The 15537-nt window shown below is 40.2% G+C and carries 15 protein-coding genes; 4 read left to right on the top strand and 11 right to left on the bottom strand.

The features are described 5' to 3' along the window. Positions 1-5: 5 nt before the first annotated feature. The 3 genes from csm3 to cas10 are packed head-to-tail and all read right to left on the bottom strand — an operon-like array spanning position 6 to position 3241. Complete coding sequence (gene csm3 / locus MS_RS07535; RefSeq protein ID WP_011200817.1) at positions 6-701, bottom strand: type III-A CRISPR-associated RAMP protein Csm3; 696 nt, start codon at positions 699-701, stop codon at positions 6-8. Positions 702-712: 11 nt separating this feature from the next. Next, a complete protein-coding gene (gene csm2, locus MS_RS07540) occupies positions 713-1096 on the bottom strand; it encodes a type III-A CRISPR-associated protein Csm2 (protein WP_011200818.1) in 384 nt (127 codons plus the stop codon). 9 nt (positions 1097-1105) lie between these two features. Next, positions 1106-3241, bottom strand: a complete 2136-nt coding sequence (gene cas10, locus MS_RS07545; protein WP_041639902.1) for a type III-A CRISPR-associated protein Cas10/Csm1 — start codon at positions 3239-3241, stop codon at positions 1106-1108. Between the two features lie 276 nt (positions 3242-3517). Between cas10 and frdA the strand changes: the two genes are divergently transcribed. Genes frdA through frdD form a run of 4 tightly spaced genes read left to right on the top strand, consistent with a single transcriptional unit; the run spans position 3518 to position 6835 of the window. Further along, positions 3518-5317, top strand: a complete 1800-nt coding sequence (frdA, locus tag MS_RS07550; protein WP_011200820.1) for a fumarate reductase (quinol) flavoprotein subunit — start codon at positions 3518-3520, stop codon at positions 5315-5317. Then, positions 5310-6080 carry a succinate dehydrogenase/fumarate reductase iron-sulfur subunit gene (locus tag MS_RS07555; protein WP_011200821.1) on the top strand — a complete coding sequence of 257 codons (771 nt, stop codon included), beginning with the start codon at positions 5310-5312 and terminating at the stop codon, positions 6078-6080. The genes frdA and MS_RS07555 overlap by 8 nt, the downstream gene beginning before the upstream one ends. Before the next feature lie 8 nt (positions 6081-6088). Then, positions 6089-6478: a fumarate reductase subunit FrdC gene (frdC, locus tag MS_RS07560; RefSeq protein ID WP_011200822.1), complete on the top strand. Its 390-nt coding sequence runs from the start codon at positions 6089-6091 to the stop codon at positions 6476-6478. Between the two features lie 12 nt (positions 6479-6490). Continuing rightward, positions 6491-6835: a fumarate reductase subunit FrdD gene (gene frdD, locus MS_RS07565; RefSeq protein ID WP_011200823.1), complete on the top strand. Its 345-nt coding sequence runs from the start codon at positions 6491-6493 to the stop codon at positions 6833-6835. Between the two features lie 159 nt (positions 6836-6994). Here the strand turns inward: frdD and MS_RS07570 are convergent, their stop codons facing one another. From MS_RS07570 to MS_RS07600, 8 genes are all read right to left on the bottom strand, one after another. After that, a complete protein-coding gene (locus MS_RS07570; protein WP_011200825.1) occupies positions 6995-8155 on the bottom strand; it encodes a chorismate mutase in 1161 nt (386 codons plus the stop codon). A gap of 87 nt (positions 8156-8242) precedes the next feature. Further along, the gene (gene ushA / locus MS_RS07575) at positions 8243-9895 is read right to left on the bottom strand and encodes a bifunctional UDP-sugar hydrolase/5'-nucleotidase UshA (protein WP_011200826.1); all 1653 of its coding nucleotides are present in this window, start codon (positions 9893-9895) and stop codon (positions 8243-8245) included. A 13-nt stretch (positions 9896-9908) separates the two neighbouring features. Beyond that, entirely contained in the window at positions 9909-10055 is a 147-nt protein-coding gene (locus MS_RS11225) for a hypothetical protein (RefSeq protein ID WP_226977698.1), read from the bottom strand. Positions 10056-10211: 156 nt separating this feature from the next. Then, positions 10212-11129 carry a UDP-3-O-acyl-N-acetylglucosamine deacetylase gene (gene lpxC, locus MS_RS07580; RefSeq protein WP_011200827.1) on the bottom strand — a complete coding sequence of 306 codons (918 nt, stop codon included), beginning with the start codon at positions 11127-11129 and terminating at the stop codon, positions 10212-10214. Between the two features lie 53 nt (positions 11130-11182). Continuing rightward, positions 11183-12397: a cell division protein FtsZ gene (gene ftsZ, locus MS_RS07585; protein ID WP_011200829.1), complete on the bottom strand. Its 1215-nt coding sequence runs from the start codon at positions 12395-12397 to the stop codon at positions 11183-11185. Between the two features lie 82 nt (positions 12398-12479). After that, complete coding sequence (gene ftsA / locus MS_RS07590) at positions 12480-13772, bottom strand: cell division protein FtsA (RefSeq protein WP_011200830.1); 1293 nt, start codon at positions 13770-13772, stop codon at positions 12480-12482. 48 nt (positions 13773-13820) lie between these two features. Next, positions 13821-14591, bottom strand: a complete 771-nt coding sequence (locus tag MS_RS07595) for a cell division protein FtsQ/DivIB (protein ID WP_011200831.1) — start codon at positions 14589-14591, stop codon at positions 13821-13823. Beyond that, positions 14591-15514, bottom strand: coding sequence for a D-alanine--D-alanine ligase (locus MS_RS07600; RefSeq protein ID WP_011200832.1), 924 nt, complete (start codon positions 15512-15514; stop codon positions 14591-14593). The genes MS_RS07595 and MS_RS07600 overlap by 1 nt, the downstream gene beginning before the upstream one ends. Positions 15515-15537 lie beyond the last annotated feature (23 nt).

Below are 15537 nucleotides of genomic sequence, written 5' to 3' on the forward strand. Positions count from 1 at the left end.
GCCTCCTATGCGAATGGATTTTCAGGCAATTTTTCTTCTTTTCCGCCTACGGTTAAACCTTGAAATTCTACTTTACCGTAACCACGAGAACCCGAACCGCCAAGGCTATCTAATTCCAATAAACGTAAACCTTTTAACACTAATTTGACTAATTCCTCACTATCACCTTCAAACTGGCGTAAAGCCAATTTAAAATCAAATTCTGCCCCAGCTGGCACACGTTCAGTTTGGCGTGGATTGCCTGCGGTGGCTGTAATGCGGTCGATGGTGTTTTCACTTTTGGCTTCGGTTAAAAGCTGATTATCTTCGCGAATCATCTTTTCCCAATCTTCGTTTAACGCACAGTCCCAAAAGGCAAGGCGAGAAGATTTTAATTCTTGGCAAAGTTCTTTATTATTTTCTGAATGCCCAGCAAAACCAAATAAACGTAAAATATTTTTTACATTTTCAGAATTATTCGCAGAAGCTACATTATTTATACTTAATGGTTCACTTTTCACTTCGCCCGAATACCATTCTAAAAGTGTACGAATTTTCCCTTTTAAACTCGAGCCTGGAATATAAGGTGATTGCGTAATTGAGTGTTTAATTACTGAATTATCAATACCACCAATATGCATTTCGCTGTCGCCTGCACCAATATGTAAGCCTGTTTTTAACACTAATTTTGCTTTAATTTCTATAATATTAGTTAGTTTCATTTTTTAATTCCTTATCTTTTTAATTCTTCTAATTTGCAAAAGCCCATTACAGCTTCCATAAATAATTTTGCATCACGCAAAGTTTCAGCATTATTTGCTTGATCAATACAGCGGTTAAAAACATCGGAAAAATTTTTATCAATATGCTTACGCCCTTCTGCATAAGCTACTTTAGCTTTTAACATTTTGATAAATGGCACTAATTCTTGGAATTTAGCTTCTTTATCTTCACGGGCTAATTGAACGCGCTCATTCCACATTGCTAATTCATCATAGAATTTGCGTAATTGAGTAGTTTTATTTTTATCTTTATTGCTTTTTATCTGCTCGGCAGTTTGTTCTGCAATACTAGAAAAAATTTCTGGTGATTTATCTTTTCCAAATTTAATGTTCATAAATTTTCCTTAGCGTTTTTGATAGAAATAATTAGTTAATGGAATTGCAAAGTTAATCTTATATTGACTAATGCCATTTTCGCCCAATGAAATGGTAATTTCATTTAAGGCTTTATCTCGTTTTTCTTGGTTTAATTTATCAATTACATAACGAGCGGTGCGATAATAAAAATGGCTTCGCCACATTGTGCTTTCAATATTATTTTTATCATTCGCTTGTTCGCATAAACGAATAAGTGAATATAAATAAGAGGTTGAAATGTTGTAATCTTTCGCCAAGCGATGAATTTCATCTTCCAAATCGCAAAGCTGTTGCCAATCCGTCCATTTTACAGTTCGATTAAAAATCGTTACCGCATTTTTACCGCTATCAATACTTTTCGCCTTTTCTAACGCCATTTCAGCTAAATCGCCCAAACGTGGCACGGGCAAGCCAACTTTGCTCATTACCATTCCCACTGAAAAATGAATTTCAGGATTTTCTGCCACATAGCGTTTAAAGGCTTGTTGCATCTCAAAAGCGACTTTCTGCGTTGAATGCCAAGGTCCGATTAAAAAGAAATCATCCCCCCCGGCAAACACGGTGTACATATTCGGACTATATTCTGCACAGTAAGCAGGCAGCCATAGGCTGAAAAATTGGTTCATTTGGCGAGAAAGAGCTGCCATTTTGGCGATATTGGCAGGCTGAATACCTTTTTGGAAAATCGTACCGAGATTGTCCACATCACCTTTTAAGGTCATTAAGGCGTTAATGCCTTCATCGGCTTGAGCAATTTCATCAAAGGTTTTAATTTGCTCTTGCTCATCAAATGGTACATAAGCATTGATATAACGACGAGCGTAGCCATTCCATAATTCGTCTTTCGTATTTTTAGCCAGTGAAAAATCCCAAAAACGGTGAATTTGGTACAATTTCACGGGATGACCAAAATCTTTGGTATCTTTTCGACTATCGGTAAAAATAACATTATACCCAAACATATCTAATTTTAATGTTTGAGTGCGATAGCTATTGTTAATTTCTGTGCCTACATCACAGACAATAATGCGTTGTTTCTTCGCCAATAATTCACCGATCTTAACTTGATCTTCAGTCATTATTGAACGGTTACTATTTGGAAGAGCCGGAAAAAAGCTATTCATTTCGCATACACCATTCGGATAACTTTCTTCTTGCACACTTTGAGTTGTATCGGTTAAATCAAGACGTTTAAGTTTTTGAGTTTCCAGATTTTCAAATAATAATTTAATTAGTTTTTCATAATTTTTTTGCTCAAAATCGACCTTTCCTGCGGACATTTTGGCAATTCCCAAACCAATCAAACCATAAGTATTTTTAATGCACCATTCATTCAATTCTTTTTGTACATCATCTAATTTTTTATGTATTTCAGGTGTATTCGGAGCAATAATCAAAAACTTACCGGCAGCATTCATCATTTGTGATGTGGCTGGTAAATCACAAGCATTTAATACTTTCAATGCAGCTAATTCAGTAAAAAGCGATACTTGAAAAGAACGCCCACGTAACAGTTTGGCGGCTTGTTTATTGGATTGGCTACCACCGGAGAAAATAAAATCTTGAACACCAAAGAAATCCCCTTGAATCAACAAAAATGGGCGATTTTTATCCGCACTTTTATCCATTGATGCCACCACAAATGCTGCTACTGCTTTGGTGAAATCATAAAACGAAATACTTTGATCGTAAGGGCAAGTAATTTGGCTGGTGTAACATTGCAAAGCGGTATCAAAGTGATCAAGCCAAAGGTTGATATTTTCTCTATGCGAAGTAGGAATTTCTTCCACAGCTTTCGCAAGATGTTGCCACAATTCAAAAGGTTGATGCCCTTCATTTCTTTGCAAATCAGGAAAAATACTGTCAGGTGAAAGTGGTTTGAAATCATATAGATATTGTTGTGAATTATTCTGTTGGCTAATGCCTTCAAATATAGATGTTAGTGGCAAGTCTTTCTTTTTTTCAGACGGTAGTTTGCCCAAAACCAGAGACTCTGCTTGAGCTAATAAACTATCGGGAATATCTACACGCTGAATAGGAAGGTTAGAGAGAGCTTTTTTCACACATTCATCAAAATAATGATAAAGTACGGAAAAAGCCAACTGGATAGATTTAATTTGCATACTCACTCCATAGCTGCGAAATTTAAATATAGTTTAAATAGTAATATCCACAAGTTTCAAAAATACAAATTTGTAAAACATAAAATACAGTATCTCACACATAAGCGTACACTTATTAAAATCACTTTTTTGAGGTAGATCACAAAAGAGCTATTCTTCTGTATAAAATAATAAAAAAGAGTTAGTAATAATGCCGATTAATGGCAAAATATAGCGGAAGGGCAATTTTAACTGCCTGAATTATTTACTTTTATCAACTCTACTGGGGAGAATATCGTGCAAACTGTTAATGTCGATATCGCAATCGTAGGCGCTGGTGGCGGTGGTTTACGCGCTGCAATCGCAGCAGCTGAAGCTAATCCAAACTTAAAAATTGCATTAGTGTCTAAGGTCTATCCAATGCGTAGCCATACTGTTGCGGCAGAAGGCGGTGCGGCGGCTGTAATTAAAGAAGAAGACTCATATGATAAACACTTCCAAGACACTGTTGCTGGTGGTGACTGGTTATGTGAGCAAGACGTAGTTGAATATTTCGTTCAACATTCGCCTGTTGAAATGACTCAAATGGAACGCTGGGGCTGTCCTTGGTCTCGTAAACAAGACGGTGATGTTAACGTTCGTCGTTTCGGCGGTATGAAAATTGAACGTACCTGGTTCGCTGCGGATAAAACGGGTTTCCACCTGTTACACACGTTATTCCAAACTTCAATCCAATTCCCGCAAATTCAACGTTTTGACGAACATTTCGTATTAGATGTGTTGGTTGACGACGGTCATGCCCGCGGTGTTGTCGCAATGGATATGATGGAAGGTAAACTGGTACAAATCAATGCGAATGCGGTTGTTATTGCAACCGGCGGCGGTTGTCGTTCATTTAAATTCAACACCAACGGCGGCATCGTGACCGGTGACGGCTTATCAATGGCTTATCGTCATGGTGTGCCTTTGCGTGATATGGAATTTGTTCAATATCACCCGACAGGTTTACCGAACACAGGTATTTTGATGACCGAAGGTTGCCGCGGCGAAGGCGGTATCTTGGTGAATAAAGACGGTTACCGTTATCTTCAAGACTACGGTCTGGGCCCAGAAACACCGGTCGGCAAACCTGAAAATAAATATATGGAACTTGGTCCTCGCGATAAAGTTTCACAAGCATTCTGGCAAGAATGGAAAAAAGGCAGGACCTTAAAAACGGCAAAAGGCGTAGATGTCGTCCATCTTGACTTACGTCACTTAGGTGAAAAATATCTACATGAACGTTTACCGTTTATCTGTGAATTATCTCAGGCTTATGAAGGCGTGAACCCTGTAAACGAACCGATTCCGGTACGTCCGGTCGTTCACTATACCATGGGTGGTATTGAAGTTGATTTCAACAGTGAAACCCGCATTAAAGGTTTATTCGCTGTGGGTGAATGTGCGTCTTCAGGCTTACACGGTGCAAACCGTTTAGGTTCTAACTCACTTGCCGAATTACTTGTTTTAGGTCGTGTAGCAGGTGAATATGCGGCACAACGTGCGGTTGAAGCGACTGCGGCAAACCAAACAGCCGTTGATGCGCAAGCGCAAGATGTCGTTCGTCGTCTGGAGGATCTATTCAATCAGGAAGGTACTGAAAACTGGGCTGATATCCGTGAAGAAATGGGTACGGCAATGGAAGAAGGTTGCGGTTTCTATCGTGATCAGGCAAGTATGCAAACTGCGGTTGATAAAATTGCAGAATTGAAAGAACGTTGTAAACGTATTCGTATTCAAGACCGTTCAAGCGTGTTCAACACTAATGTGTTATATACCGTTGAATTAGGCTACATCCTTGATGTTGCGCAAGCTATCGCAAACTCGGCGTTAGAACGTAAAGAGTCTCGCGGTGCACACCAACGTTTAGACTACGTAGAACGTGACGATACGAATTATTTAAAACATACTCTTGCATTCTATAATGAAAACGGTGCACCTCGCATTGATTATAGTCCGGTGAAAATTACTAAATCTCAACCTGCTAAACGTGTATACGGTGCGGAAGCTGATGCAGCCGAAGCAGCAGCTAAAGCTAAGGAGAACGCAAATGGCTAATCAAGCAATGATGAACGTTGAAGTATTGCGTTATAACCCTGAAGTGGATAAAGAACCATACTTACGTACTTACCAAGTGCCTTACGATAACCAAACCTCTTTGTTAGACGCGTTAGGTTATATTAAAGACAGACTGGATCCGGAACTTGCATACCGTTGGTCTTGCCGTATGGCGATTTGCGGTTCATGCGGTATGATGGTAAACAACATTCCTAAATTGGCATGTAAAACTTTCTTACGCGACTATAGCGGTCATATGCGTATTGAACCGTTGGCTAACTTCCCGATTGAGCGCGACTTAATCGTTGATTTAAGCCACTTCATTGAAAGTCTGGAAGCTATCAAACCTTATATTATCGGTAATGAAATGCCGGCATTAGACGGTCAGCCGCATCCTTCCGCCGAATTGGCGAAAAGCCGTACCAAACAAACTCCGGCACAGTTAGAGAAATATCGTCAATTCTCTATGTGTATTAACTGCGGCTTATGTTATGCAGCCTGCCCGCAATTCGGTTTAAACCCTGAATTCGTCGGTCCTGCGGCATTAACAATGGCTCATCGTTACAATCTCGATAACCGTGACCACGGTAAAGCGGAGCGTATGCCGATTATTAACGGCGAAAACGGGGTTTGGACTTGTACATTCGTCGGTGCATGTTCGGAAGTTTGTCCGAAACATGTAAACCCTGCAGCAGCAATTAACCAAGGTAAATTAGAAAGTGCTAAAGACTATCTAATTTCAATGCTTAAACCGAAAGCGTAGGAGAAGTTATGACAACTGAAAGTAAACGCAATAAATATGTTCGCGAAGTAACTCCTACTTGGTGGAAAAGCTGGAGTTTCTATAAATTCTATATGTTACGTGAATCAAGTGCGATTCCAACAGTTTGGTTCTGCCTTGTATTACTTTACGGTGTATTCTGTTTAACAACGGCAAACGGTTTTGTGGAGAAATTTATTCCTTTCCTACAAAATCCGGTTGTTGTGATTTTAAACTTAATTTCACTTGCATTATTACTATTACACGCATTTACTTTATTCCAAATGACAGGCGAAGTAATGTCGGGGTCGCTCGGTCTTAAATCGGAAGTAATCCAAAAGGCATTAAAAGTGTTATTTGCTATCGTAACTGTTGTTGCATTAGTTTTAGTCTGTATCTAGGGAGTAAAGATAATGGTTGATCAAAATCCAAAACGTTCAAATGAGCCGCCTGTATGGTTAATGTTCAGTGCCGGTGGTATGGTGAGTGGTCTTGCATTCCCTGTATTGATTTTAATTCTAGGTATTCTTTTGCCCTTTGGAATTATTTCACCGGATAATATTATTGCATTCTCACATCATTGGTTCGGTAAATTAGTTATTCTTGCATTAACTATTTTCCCAATGTGGGCTGGCCTTCACCGTCTTCACCACGGTATGCACGATATTAAAGTGCATGTTCCAAACGGCGGATTAATCTTCTACGGTCTGGCGGCGGTTTATAGCTTTATCGTGCTTTTTGCCGTAATTGCAATTTAATCTAAAATAAAAAGAATTAAGCCCTTTATAGCAATAAAGGGCTTTTTTATACTTAAAAATATAAAAAGTGCGGTCATTTTTGGCGAAATTTTGTAATTCAATGTGATGTTTACAAAACTTTCAAAAATCCGACCGCACTTTTTGCAATTGATGAATCTTTTATCTTACATCCACCGGTTTGACGATTTCACTTGGATAACAGCCCAATACTTTTAAATAAGTGCTGTATTGTCTAAGTTCCTCCAGCGCCGCTTGAGTATCCGGATGGTTAGTATTGGCTTCAATTTCCAGGTAAAACATTTCTTCCCACGGCTTACCGTAAATCGGGCGAGACTCTAATTTAGTCATTTTAATTTGATACTTTTTAAACACGGTTAACGCATCGACTAATGAGCCGGCTTCCTGTCCGGTAGTCATTAATAATAAAGTTTTTGTATGGATTTGCGGCGATACGGTAATAGCTTTGCGGGCAATAACAATAAAGCGTGTAATATTGTTTTCCTGATTCGCGATATTGCTTCTTAACACCGTCAATCCATATAAATGTCCGCCGTCTTCATTGCCTAATGCGGCGATATTCGGTTTATTTAAACTGGAAACCAACTGCATTGCATGAGAACTGCTTTCGCAAAATTCAATATGTACTTTATTTAAACTGCGAATAAACTGGCTGCATTGCTGAATAACCTGCGGATGGCTGTATAAGGTATCGATTTTGCTCAAATCATCCTGCCCGTTAACCAATACGCAATGTTTAATCGGATATGTGAGTTCGCCCACAAGCGATAGATCCGTATGTTGCAGTAAATCATAAACTTCGTTGATTGAGCCGGATGTGGTGTTTTCCAAAGGCAATACACCGTAATCCGCTTCGCCGGAACTGACCTTTTCAAAGATCTGTTCGAAAGAGCTGCAGCTTAATTCAATTAATTGTTCCTGATAACGGGTTGCATAACTTCGTGCGGCTAAATGCGAATAAGATCCGCGTTTACCTAAAAAAGCGATGTGAATACTCTGCTCTCTTTGTTCATTCAGTTTTTTTTGTAAATAAACCTGTTGGGTGAGTACGGAGTCTTCAATAATTTTTTGGAAAATTTGAGTGATATATTGAGGTTCTAACTGGTAATTTTCGTTTTCGGAAAAATTAATCAGTTCTTGTAAAAGTTGTTGTTCCCGTTTTTCATCACGCAAAGGTTTTTGCGTTATCTCTTTGCTACGAACGACATCAAAAGCAAGACGATGACGTTCCGATAATAATTTCAACAAACTACGGTCAATTTGCGTGATTTGTTGGCGAATTTCACTTAAATCAAGAGCCATAATATTTCCTCAAAACAAACAAGGACGTGATGATCTCGTTCAACACGCCCTTGTACATTGTATGGGGATAACAATAAATTCTCAAGTCTAACGGTAAGTTATCTCGCCTTTAGGCTCAAATTTATTTGCGTCAATAGGAGAATTTTCCGCAATAAATGCTTTAAGCACTTCGGCATCCACTTTATAAGTATTTACATAAGTCGGATTTTTGTCCATCACCGGATAACCGTCCCCGCCAAGCGCATTATAATTAGGCAATGAAATTCGATAAGTTTTACTTAAATTAATCGGCTCGCCTTGAATTTTTACTTCTTTTACCTGTTTGGCTGTTCTGTCAATAATCATTGAAATACCTGAAAATTGCGGATAAGCGCCGGAATCCACTTCTTTTAATGCCACAATATTTAAGTAGTCAATCAGCTCGGCACCGCTTAATTCAAAATAACTGACAATATTACCGAAAGGTTGAACCTTTAGAATATCCCGATAAGTAATAACCCCGGACTGAATACTGTCTCTGATTCCGCCGGAATTCATAATTCCCACATCGGCACCGGCTGCCCGGCGTTGCGCTTCCGCCACCAAGCGTCCTAAATTAGTTTGATGGAATCGAACGATATTGCGATCCCCCACCAATTTACCGGCAACATCGCCGATTTTTACGCTCAAAAGCTGATCGCCTTTATCTTGATAGGTTTTGAGGGTTGCCAACAGTTTTTCATCCTGGGGAATCTGTTCGCCGTAAAGTTGATACTCCGTTTTACCCGCAGCCGTTTCCACTTTTTTCTTTAAGTTGATAGGAATGAGTTCATAACGGACTAACTTAACTTCGCCGTTTTTAAATTCAAAATCAGCCCGTCCGAGGAATTTGCCCCACTCGCCGGCAGACATAATCCAGGTGCCGTTTTGATAATCAGGTTTGCAGGCTTGCGTCGGTTGATAATCCCGAATAAATACACCTTTAGCATCAACACAAACAGTATCATGGCTGTGCCCACCCACAATTACGTCAAAAGTACCTTTCTCTAAGCGGCGCGCCATGGTTACGTCACCGGGAGCATTGGAACCGTAATTACCATCATAATAATACCCCATGTGCGTTAAAGCGATCTTCACATCGGGATTTTCTTGCTTATCAATTTCAGCAACAACTTTTTTTGCGGTTGAAATCGGGTTATCAAAACGCAAATCTTTCATATATTCCGGATTACCTAATTTAGCCGTATCTTCGGTAGTTAACCCGACGATAGCGATATTTAATCCGCTACGTTTTAACATCGTATAAGGTTTAACCAAAGTTTTATCGGTATTTTTATGATAAATATTTGCGGCTAAAAAGGGGAACTTAGCCCATTTCTCCTGCATATCCAGCAATTGTAACGGATTATCGAACTCATGGTTGCCGAGCACCATAGCATCATAACCAATGGCATTCAGTCCGTCGATATCGGGATGGGCGTTTTGCAAATCGGATTCCGGTACACCGGTATTTAAATCACCGGCAAATAGAGTAATTACCGAACCGCCTTTAGCCTCGACTTCGTTACGAATCCGATCAACTGCGGTTTTTTGAGCGGCGAGCCCATACTGCCCGTTCTTATCATGCCAATAATGCCCGTGTAAATCATTAAAGTGCAACAGGGTGAATTGATAGGTTTTATCCGCTTGATAACTCATTGCTGCAGCCGAGAACAGGCTCAGTGCGGCGGTAAGCTTTAAAAACCGGAAAGGTCTATTCATAAAAATTTCTCCGTTAACTATATTTCAAAAATATGCAAAAACTGACCGCACTTTGATCAAAGCGCCATATATAAATTTCCAGCCCATTCCCTTCGTATAATGCGGCGACGACAAAAAATTTACAGCCGTCGAGTACGGAACCGCCTCCGCATGCCAGAATAAAATCTACTTTTTCATTTTTTACAAGTGCGGTCGCTTTTGTAAAATTTCATAAGCGGGATTAAGTTCAATGCCGGAAAATTCCGCAATGCAATGGATATGGAAAAGAAAAAAGCTATACTTCTGTAAAGTATAGCTTTTGTTAGTTATCTGATAATTAAATCAACACTTGAGACGGAATAGCATAACCTTGCGGTACTTTTTCTTTATCTTCAAATGTAACGAATTCCCATGCTTCTTGATTCGCCAATAATGCGCGTAATAGTTTATTGTTTAAACCGTGCCCGGATTTATACGCTTTGAAGTCACCTAAAATATTATAACCCGCCATAAATAAATCACCGATAGCATCTAACATTTTGTGGCGAACAAGCTCATCCTTAAAGCGTAAACCATCTTCATTTAATACGCGATAATTGTCCAGCACAATGGCATTATCCAAGCTGCCACCCAGCGCTAAGCCTTGAGACTGTAAATACTCAATATCTTTCATAAAGGCGAAAGTTCTTGCCCGGCTGATTTGTTGAACAAATTTTTGTGCCGAAAACTCTAAAGTGTAATTACTTAAATTTTTACTAATCGCCGGATGATTAAAATCAATGGTAAAATTCAAACGGAAACCGTTGTATGGCGAAATTTCAGCCCATTTATCACCGTCTTCCACGCGAATTTTTTGTTTTACACGAATAAATTTCTTCGCGGCATCCTGCTCTTCGATGCCCGCATCTAATAAAAGATAAACAAACGGACTTGCGCTACCGTCCATAATCGGCACTTCAGGCGCGTCAACTTCAATAATTACGTTGTCTAAACCTAAACCTGCCAATGCGGAATTTAAGTGTTCGACAGTTGAAATACGCACGCCTTGATCGTTGACTAGAGCGGTACAAAGCATAGTATCGCGCACAGCCGTTGCATCTGCCGGGAAATAAACCGGCGGAGTCAAGTCTGTTCGACAATAAACAATTCCTGTATTAATAGGCGCCGGGCGTAATTTCAGCGTAACTTTATTACCGCTATGTAATCCCACGCCTGTTACTTTAATACTTTGCTTTAATGTTCTTTGTTTAATCATATCAATTATTTCTCAATTTATTGCATCAGCAAAAAGTCGAATTTACAACTCTGTTATTTGTCGCCGCGTAAAAACGCAGGTTTAAATAAATCATTATTATTACCGAAACTTGTCGGTCTGGCCGGCTGCTCCGGTTGCGTTGTCGGTTGTTGAGGCGCTTGACCCGGTTGGTTTGGATTAGGAGCCGCTCCGGTTACAGGTCGTTGAGCGACCGGTGCTAACGTTGCTGCCGGTTCGTCAATATCGCCAATCCCGGTTGCAACAATAGTTACGCGAATTTCATCCGACATTTCAGGAATTAAAGTTGTACCCACCACAACGGTCGCTTCATCGGAAGCAAATGCGCGAATTGTATCGCCTACCGCGTAAAACTCGTCTAAACCTAAATCCATACCGGCGGTAATATTAACAAGTACACCTCTGGCACCGGATAAATCCACATCTTCTAATAAAGGGCTTGCCACCGCATCTTGTGCCGCTTTTTCCGCACGTCCGTCACTTGCCGCACCTTGTGCGATCCCGGCGCCCATCATTGCGCGCCCCATTTCCGACATTACCGTACGTACATCCGCAAAGTCTACGTTAATTAAACCGGGAGAGGTAATCATATCCGAAATACCGGTTACCGCATTGCGTAAAATATCATTTACCGCAGAGAACGCTTGCACTAAAGTAGTTGTTTTGCCTAATACTTTCAATAATTTTTCATTAGGAATAATAATTAACGAATCTACGTGCTTAGACAATTCTTTAATACCAAGTTCCGCAAATGCCATACGTTTTTTACCTTCAAAAGAGAAAGGTTTGGTTACCACGGCAACAGTGAGAATACCTAATTCTTTTGCAACCTGAGCAACAATCGGCGCGGCACCCGTACCCGTACCGCCACCCATTCCGGCTGCAATAAATACCATATCGGCACCTTCCAGCATAGCACGAATCGCTTCTTGGTCATCCTCGGCGGCTTTACGTCCTACATTAGGATTTGCGCCCGCACCAAGACCTTTCGTCGTTGCGGCACCGATTTGAACCGTTTGCTGTACAATACTTTTACGTAAAGCTTGAGCATCAGTATTCACCGCATAGAAAATAATCTCGCCATGTTCATCACTTGTCATTGAGTTTTCACCGACGAGGGTTCCGCCATTATGAATCATATTATTAACCATATGATTCACAGCATTGCCGCCACCGCCGCCGACACCAACAACTTTAATCAGTGTACGACCGATTTCATCGTCAAATCCATATTCAACAGGTTCAAACATTTGTATTCTCCGTCTATGCTAGATACTCTAACACGTAAATTAATTCTAAATTCTTTCTATTGTAGATGAAAAATGCAAATTATCAAAATTCTGACTTCACTTTATTTGCAATTTTTTTGCATTTTTCAAAAATTGAGCCTAAAAAACTACTTTCCGAAGCGCTTCCACCAAACATTTGCGTGCTTTCTTCTTCATTATGATGGCTATATTGTAATAATCCTAACACTGTAGCATATTGCGGTTTATTTACATAATCTGTCAAGCCCGTAATATTCAACGGATAACCCACACGGACATGAGATTCAAAAATATCCGTTGCACATTTAGCAATATCCGTCATTTGAGAACTGCCACCGGTTAACACAAAACCTGCGATTAACTCTTGTTTAATCCCCCGCATAGCCAATTCGTTACGTAATTGTGTCAGTTCGTTTTCAACTACCTGTAGCAAGTCATGGTAGCAACGAGACGTTACTTCAACCACTTGAGCTTTGGTAAAAGTTCTTGGTGCGCCACCGCCTAATCCCGCCACCTCAATTTTTTTCTTAGCAAACTGCTCGAGGAGCTCTGCCGACGGCATAAATGCACTACCGTAATTAATTTTAATACTTTCCGCTTCATTACGGGAAGTTGTCAGGCTTTGAGCAACAAAATCCGTAATAGTATTACCGCCGTAAGGTACAACTTTACTATAACGTAATGCGCCGTTGGTATAGACCATAATATCCATGGAACCGCCGCCAAAATCAATGAGGCAAACACCTAAATCTTTTTCATCTTCGGTTAATACGGAATATGTGGACGCTAAACCGGAAAAAACAACCTGATCCACTTTTAATCCGCAGGTTTCTACCGCTTTTTGTAAATTATTTACCCAAGCCTGGTGTCCGGCAATCAAGTGTGCCTGCGCTTTTAATCGCACACCTTGCAATCCTAAAGGATTTTTAATATTTTGTTGTTTGTCTACCGCATATTCTTGCGGAATAACATGAAGCAGCGAAAGACCTTCCGGCAATTTCACCGAACTTGCCGTATGCATAGCCTGGTCGATTTCATCCTGTGTTACTTCACCATCGGCAATAGGCACAAAACCGCTTTCGTTCAAACTTTGAATATGCTCACCGGTAATGGCAAGAGTTACTGACATAATCTGGCAATCCGCAACCGATTCCGCAGCTTCAATAGCGCGCTGAATGGAATTCACTACCGCAGCTAAATCCGTTATACTTCCTTTATCAATTCCTTTGGACGGACAACTGCCGACGCCCAAAACATTAACCACGCCGTCAGGTAACACTTCACCTACAACAGCGACGACTTTAGAAGTACCGACTTCTAATCCAACAATAGTTTTTGATTCCACAATTTTTGCCATTTTTGTAACTTCACTGTATTAATTATTATTCATTCTGCTACTATTGCATTAATTTATATCAGCAAAACTGACCGCAGCACCTACTTTATATCTTAAATCAATATATGCAATTTTTTTATTTTCCGGGATTTCCACTTGCGGATAAATTGTCATAAACCTGTCTATCTTAGACTTCCATTCTCCGCGACCTAATTTCAGGGTTATATCATTTTCTACTACGATCTCCCAAGAACCCCGCTCATCAATAGACACCGCTTTAAGTGTAATCCCTTTAGATTTAAGTTCGTTGAAAATTTGTTTCCACGCATCCAATACGGCTAAACTTTGATAATCGGGTCCGTATAACCGGGGTAAATTATCATTTTTTAATCTATCTTTGGGCAGTTTAAAAACCACACCATCAAGAGAAACAAAATCTTCGGAATTCCAAAAAGCAACCGGTGCATATTCCGCTACCCAAATGCTTAATCTATCGGGCCAAATTTTACGCACAACCGCACCTTTAATCCAAGGCATTGATTCAATTTGTTCTCTAATGACATCAACATCCTGCCCGAAAAAGCCTTTTAGCTCTCCCATTTTCAGAATCATATCACGAACATCCGCATTTGTTGTATATTGCGGCGTGCCGACTAACGCAAAAGAACTAATAGGTTTGCTATCAAGTTTGTCCAGCAATGTTTGCCAGTTAATATAAGCAAAATAAAGCAACCCGACACAACATAGCACAAGCAAAGGTTTAACTTGTAAGAAAACTCTTGTTTTCGGTTCTGCAAGCTTTATTTTTTTTTGTGTCGTTTTGCGTTTTACCACAGACATTAAGCGCTAAGCTCCAAAATTTTTACCACAAGTTGTTCAAATGAATAACCTACTGTTGCGGCAGATTTCGGAAATAAGCTATGACTTGTCATACCCGGTGTTGTATTTACTTCAACAAGACGGAAATTACCGTTTGCATCGGTCATCACATCAATACGGCTCCAGCCGCGGCAACCCACTACATCATAAGCGCGTTTTACTAATTTTTGTAATTCCTGTAAGCTTTCCTCGCTCATCGGAGCCGGACAAATATACCGGGTATTATCCGAAATATATTTTGCATCATAGTCATAAAATTCGCCTTCAGGAATAATCTGTACCGCAGGTAATACTTGATCATCCAATACGGGCACCGTCATTTCAATGCCACTCAACCATTCTTCAATAAGTACAGTGTCATCATGGGTTAAGGCTAAATCTACCGCGTTTTTTAATTCTTCGACGGCATTAACTTTTGTCAAACCGACACTTGACCCTTCCCTGGAAGGTTTTACCATTAACGGTAACCCGAGACGTTCGACAACTTCAAGGGGATTAAGTTCGTCCACAGTATCGCGAGTAACGATTTCCATGTCCGCAATAGGTAAGCCGAATCCTTTCCAAAGCATTTTAGTACGCATTTTATCCATAGTTAATGCGGAAGTCATTACGCCGCAGCCGGTATAAGGCAGCCCGATTTGCTCTAAGACGCCTTGAATAACGCCGTCTTCCCCGCCTCGTCCGTGAAGAATATTAAACGCCCGCTCAAATCCCTGCTCTTTAAGTTGAGCCACAGGATATTCTTTCGGATCGATCGGGTGGGCATCATAACCTTGGTTGCGCAACGCCGTAAGTACGGCATCTCCCGAAGTAAGAGAAACTTCACGTTCGGCAGAGGTTCCGCCTAATAAAACTGCGATTTTTTGTTCTTTTAATGGTTTCATTTTATTTTCATCTATACATTGAG

Source organism: [Mannheimia] succiniciproducens MBEL55E (assembly GCF_000007745.1).
GTDB classification, from domain to species: Bacteria; Pseudomonadota; Gammaproteobacteria; order Enterobacterales; family Pasteurellaceae; genus Basfia; species Basfia succiniciproducens.